We start from the raw sequence: 6,000 nt of genomic DNA on the forward strand, positions 1-6,000 counted from the left end.
CCATCAATACTTCCAGTGTTAGCATACTATAATCACAATAATGAAAGCAACAGATTATAGTGACGTGCTCAGGAATGGACCACCGGCTGCTGGACAGATTTTTCTTCAAAAAGATCGGTCACAGCTCCTTTGGAAGAACAGGACACCAATCTGGTATACTTAGCCAGCGTCCCTCTTGCAGGCATTTCAGGTGCCACCCACGACTGTCTTCTAGCCGCCAGCTCTTCTTCACTCAAAGCAACAGCCAAAAGCTTTTGTTCGCTATCAACTGTGACCATGTCTCCATCTTTGATCAAAGCGATTGGGCCGCCAACCTGTGCCTCAGGGGCAATATGTCCGACAACAAGTCCGTGGCTTCCTCCTGAGAATCGTCCATCTGTCAGCAGGGCTACACTTTCACCTAGCCCCTTCCCAACTAAAATAGCTGAAAGCGAGAGCATCTCAGGCATCCCCGGTCCGCCTTTTGGTCCTTCATAACGTATTACCAGTACATCGCCTGCCACTACCTCATCTGCCATGACGGCTTTTGAGGCGGATTCTTCATCGTCGAATACCTTTGCAGGTCCTGTCAAGCTTTTCACCTTAAGGCCTGATACTTTTGCGACAGCTCCATCAGGGGCAAGGTTCCCTTTAAGGACAACGAGTGGCCCGTCCTTTCTGAGCGGCTCAGACACAGGATATATTACTTTCTGTCCCGGCTTCAGGCCAGGCAAATTTTTGAGGTTCTCTTCAACCGTTTTACCCGTAACCGTCATGCAATCTCCGTGAAGCAATCCTTCCTCCAATAGCAACTTCATGACGGCTGGAACGCCTCCTGCCTCAAATAGATCCTGCATGACAAACTTACCACTCGGCTTGAGGTCAGCAATATGCGGGACTTTTTCCTGCAGCCTGTTGAAATCCTCGAGCTTAAGACCCACTTCCGCTGCATGGGCAATTGCCATTAAATGAAGCACGGCATTCGTTGACCCTCCAAGTGCCATTACAACCGTAATAGCATTTTCAAAGGCCTTCTTCGTTAAAATTTGTCTCGGCCTCAGACCAAGCTCGAGCATACCGTAAACCGCTTCTCCTGCCTTGAAGCAATCCTCATGCTTCTCGGCTGTTTCTGCGGGGTGAGATGAGCTGCCCGGAAGGCTCATGCCCAACGCTTCTATGGCACTGGCCATTGTATTCGCTGTGTACATCCCTCCGCAAGAGCCGGAGCCAGGACATGCCTGGCATTCGATTTTATGAAGCTGTTCATCGCCAATTGCGCCCTTGTTAAATTGCCCAACGCCTTCAAACGCTGAAACGATGTCTATGTCTTTGCCATCTAGCTTTCCAGGCTTAATCGTCCCGCCATACACAAAAACCGAAGGGAGGTCCATTCTCGCGATTGCCATCATACAGCCTGGCATATTCTTGTCACAGCCTCCGATTGCGACGAAGCCATCGAGGCTCTCTCCCTGGACAACCGTCTCAATTGAATCAGCTATCAAATCCCGGCTTGGAAGCGAGTAGCGCATTCCGTCCGTTCCCATGGAGATGCCGTCTGATACCGTAATGGTATTGAAAATCATTGGCGCTCCGCCGGCTGCCCTGGCTCCTTCTTTTGCGGTGACCGCGAGTTTATCGATATGTATATTGCATGGAGTGACTTCGCTCCATGTGCTTGCAATGCCGATCATTGGCTTCCTGAAGTCTTCATCACTGAAACCGACCGCACGCAGCATCGCTCGATTAGGGGCCTTTCTGGCATCGTCACTGAATACATGGCTTTTAATTCTTAAGTCTTTTTCCACTGGATGTCCCTCCCGATTTTTTAATCCCTAGAATACCCCTTTTCATGTTGCATTGCAATAATTTTCTAAATATTTCAATTGTTAAAATTAAGTAAGCGGATTCATTTTTCAATAAAAAAACAGGCCGCAACAAGTGCGGCCTGTTAGTTTACATAATACAATTATTGTTTTCTCGCTTCTGTCATCTGTTTCCAAACGGAACCTTTTGCTTCCTCACCGTGCTCGATACGGGCCGCCGCTAGTTTCACCTGCATACTGACCTCGAACTCTGGGTCTTCCTCTGCCGCTCTAAGTGCAGGCAGGGCACGTTTGTCCCCGGCTTCATAAAGGAACATCGCCGCTCGCCAGCGAACGAGCTTGCTTGGATCTTTCAATGCTTCAATCATTTCATCCATCGCTTCTGGGTAGCCCAGGTCAGAGAGGCAGTCACCTGCTGTCCGGCGAACGGTAACTGTTTTATCCTTGAGGGCTTGATAAAGCAATGGCAATACTTTCTGGTCTTCAATCATGCCGAGGTATACAGTGGCCAGTCTGCGGATGGATGCTTTTTCGTCGTTAAGCGCCTTTCCTAAAACGCCCAAATCCTCCAGTGTTGGATCCTCCATTTGTTCAAGGAGCTGATAGCGTATGCGCCAATCAGAATGATCCAGATCTCCCTCTGTTATCCTGATCTTCCTTTTCGCAGATTTTACCTGGGCTTCCTGCCCCGGGTTCTTCCCTAGCTTAACAAGGTCTTCGAGTCTCTCAGGTGGATAAGCAGCTATAAGCTCCTCGACCACTTCATTTCCGACCTGTTCGAACTCGCCATATCTGACTCCGAGTTCTTTCCACCTTCGGACCATGACGACATTATCTTCAGGAGTCTGTACCTCGCCAACACTCTTTACAAAAAGATCCGGCAAGCCAAAGCGCTTCTCCTCTGTGCCATCCGTTAATTTCACCTGCATCGGGATTCCCTTATACACCTGAACAAGAACCTTGATTTCACCAAAATGTTCATTGATTGCCGGTGCATTCTCTCCAGTTTCCTCAGAGTCCTCCCCAAACGCTTTCCTTACTTCTGGCAAAATGGTTTTCCAGTCATATTTAGCGTTTCGCTCGACTGCGAGGAAGTTTGCAACATGATACACTCCCTTTACACCCTCGATATTCAATATGTTCACAACAACCTCTGGAGCCCCGGCCGCAGCGTCCTTTTTATAATTATTGCTTTTGCCCATCGGTAGTTCTTCATCCAAGTTGATTTTCATCGTATTCGGGCTTGGTGTTGGTTCAATAGAAAGAATTTTCATATTCCCACCCCTTTGTATTTTTCAGGAATGAAGCTATTTTAACATACTGGAGAGTTGTTATCATTTATGTGGTTTTCCGAATCCAACTCCTCACATCACAGGTAGGATCAACCCATTCCATAAAAATAAGGCCTGGATACCAGGCCTTATTCATTCTCAGCGAGTTCTGATAAATAGCTCCATCTTTCAATAAGATGCTCAAGTTTCTCATTCAGCTCGGCTTCTTCGTTCATCAAAGCCTGCCCCTTCTCAAAATCACTGCCGATCTTCACCATTTCTGACTGGATTCCTTCCAGTCGTTCCTCCACTTTCGCAATATCGGCGTCGATTTCTGACCATTCTTTTTTCTCCATATAGGTCATTTTCTTTTTCTTCGGTTTTTCAGGCTGCTCCGGCTTATCCTTTCTCTGAACCGCGTCCTGAGCCTCTGGCTTTGGCTTTTTCTCGAGGTAATCAGTGTAATTCCCAAAATACAATGAGGTCTGGCCTTCACCTTCCAGCACCAAAAGTAAATCCACCACTTTATCAAGGAAATAGCGATCGTGGGATACAGTAATTACGACTCCCGGAAAATCTTCCAGATAATCCTCCAAGACGGTCAATGTCTGTGTATCAAGGTCGTTCGTCGGTTCATCCAGCAGAAGGACATTCGGTTCCTCCATCAAAAGCTTCAGGAGGTATAACCTTCGTTTCTCGCCGCCTGAAAGCTTTCGGATCAGTGTCCCATGTGCGTACGGCGGAAACAGGAATCTCTCGAGCATTTGCGCTGCTGAAATCGTCTTTCCATCTGTTGTATGCACAATCTCCGCGGTTTCCTTCAGGTATTCAATTACCCGCTTATTCTCATCCATGTCTTCATTTTCCTGTGTATAATAGGCAACCCTTACAGTCTGTCCAGTAAGGATTTCTCCTGAATCCAGCTGAATCCTGCCTGACAGGATGTTCAGCAGGGTCGACTTTCCGGTCCCATTGCGGCCAATGATCCCTAATCTGTCTCCAGGTTTCACCAACAGATTAAACTGATCAAGGATCACCTTATCTTCGTACTTTTTGCAGGCATCCTTCAGTTCAAGGACCTGTTTCCCAAGCCTGCTGCCGCTTAAGGCAATATCCAGCTTTTCATTCGATTTCACATTTGATACCTCTTCATCGAGCTTGTCAAAACGCTGAATACGTGCCTTTTGTTTCGTTGTCCTCGCTTTCGCGCCGCGACGGATCCACTCCAGCTCCTGCCTGAACAGGTTCTTCTTTTTTTCAAGAGAAGCGGCTTCATTCTCCTCACGGATGGCCTTCGCTTCCAAAAAGCTTGCATAGTTCCCTTTATAGCTGTAAAGGCTGCCTCCATCCAATTCGAACATCCTGTTCGTGACCCGATCGAGGAAGTAACGATCATGGGTAACGAGCAACAGCGATCCTGAATATCTTGATAAATAATCTTCAAGCCATTTGACTGTCTCATAATCAAGATGGTTGGTCGGCTCGTCAAGGATCAAAAGGTCGGGCGATTCGATCAAAACCTGCGCTAATGCTACACGTTTCTTCTGCCCACCTGAAAGCTCTCCCATTTTTTTTGAAAAATCAGAGATTCCAAGCTGCATCAAGATTGTCTTTGCAGCTGTATTCGCATCCCATCCGTCCTCGCTGTCCATCCTTCGCTGCAATTCATACAATATCTCCTGGACTTTTGAATCCTCTGGATTTATTGAAAGATCGGCGAGAACTTTCTCATAATCTCTCATCAGCTTAAGAATCGGCGCATCCCCGCTGAACACCTGATCAAGGACAGACCTGTCTGGCTCCATTTCAGGCTGTTGGGAAAGGAATGATATTTTATAATCTTTGCCAGAAATGATATCACCAGAGTCCGGCTGGTCAATGCCAGCAACAATCTTGAGCAGGGATGATTTTCCCGTGCCATTCACCCCGATTAAACCGACCCTTTCCTTCTCACCAATCGTAAAGGATATTCCTTTGAAAAGCTCTTTTTCACCGTATGTTTTCGTCACGTTTTCAATCGTGATCATCTTCATGCCTGACCATTCCATTCACTGTAAAATTGTTCGAGGAAATTCTCCATGAATCTATGTCTTTCTTCTGCGAGCTGTCTTGCGCGCTCCGTATTCATTTTATCTTTCAGCTTCAGTAGTTTTTCGTAGAAATGATTGACCGAGGAACTGCTTCCGTTTCGGTATTCCTCCAGGGTCATCTCGCCCCTGACTTCCTGGGCTGGTTCAAAGATTGGATGCCCTTTTTTTCCGCCAAAAGCAAATGTCCTGGCAATCCCAATAGCACCCAGAGCATCCAGCCGGTCGGCATCCTGGACAATTTTTGCCTCCATGCTGTTCAGTTCAATTTCCCTCCCGGCTTTAAAGGAGACCGTCTCAATACAGCTACCGATCTTGTCGGCAAGGTCCTGCTCCAACTGCAGACTCTGTAAAAATGAATCTAGCTTTGCCCAGCCGGCTTCTTCCGATTCATTCAATTTATCATCTGGAATATCATGGAGCAAGGCTGCCATCTCAATGATGAACCAATCTGCTTCTTTATGATTGCTCCAGATGAGATAAGCATTCTTCCTTACCCTGTCAATATGGTGCCAATCATGGCCTGAGGAATCACTGCCCAGCTCTTGTTTGACAAAACTCTCCGCTGCTTCTATTTTTTCTTTCATCTCTGCACCTACTTTCATACCGAAACCATTTTACCACATAGAGCCGCAATGGCATTAAAGAAGATATTGAATCACTAAAAAAACTGTGGATAAAAACGTGACTTCTATCGGACAGCTTTCATGGGTTCAGGCCAAAAGTTGGCCGTGAGACTGCTCCAATCGGACAGCTTTCATGGGTTCAGGCCAAAAGTTGTCCGAGAGACTGCTCCAATCGGACAGCTTTCATGATTTAAGGCGAAAAGTTGTCCGTGAG

The 6,000-nt window shown here is 47.0% G+C and carries 4 protein-coding genes; all 4 read right to left on the bottom strand.

Annotation, left to right across the window (positions count from 1 at the left end; all coding sequences use genetic code 11):
- Nucleotides 1–68 precede the first annotated feature (68 nt).
- The 4 genes from ilvD to EJA10_RS15980 all read right to left on the bottom strand — a co-directional run bounded on the left by ilvD (nt 69) and on the right by EJA10_RS15980 (nt 5,747).
- The gene (gene ilvD / locus EJA10_RS15965) at nt 69–1,784 is read right to left on the bottom strand and encodes a dihydroxy-acid dehydratase (protein WP_125481002.1); all 1,716 of its coding nucleotides are present in this window, start codon (nt 1,782–1,784) and stop codon (nt 69–71) included.
- 161 nt (nt 1,785–1,945) lie between these two features.
- On the bottom strand, nt 1,946–3,076 hold the full coding sequence (locus EJA10_RS15970) for a conserved virulence factor C family protein (RefSeq protein WP_125481003.1): 1,131 nt from the start codon (nt 3,074–3,076) through the stop codon (nt 1,946–1,948).
- Between the two features lie 146 nt (nt 3,077–3,222).
- A complete protein-coding gene (locus EJA10_RS15975) occupies nt 3,223–5,106 on the bottom strand; it encodes an ABC-F family ATP-binding cassette domain-containing protein (protein WP_125481004.1) in 1,884 nt (627 codons plus the stop codon).
- The gene (locus EJA10_RS15980) at nt 5,103–5,747 is read right to left on the bottom strand and encodes an HD domain-containing protein (RefSeq protein ID WP_125481005.1); all 645 of its coding nucleotides are present in this window, start codon (nt 5,745–5,747) and stop codon (nt 5,103–5,105) included. Before EJA10_RS15980 ends, EJA10_RS15975 begins: the two co-directional genes overlap by 4 nt.
- Nucleotides 5,748–6,000: the final 253 nt, after the last annotated feature.

Origin of the sequence: Mesobacillus subterraneus (genome assembly GCF_003937825.1) — a bacterium.
Taxonomy (GTDB): Bacteria; Bacillota; Bacilli; order Bacillales; family Cytobacillaceae; genus Mesobacillus; species Mesobacillus subterraneus.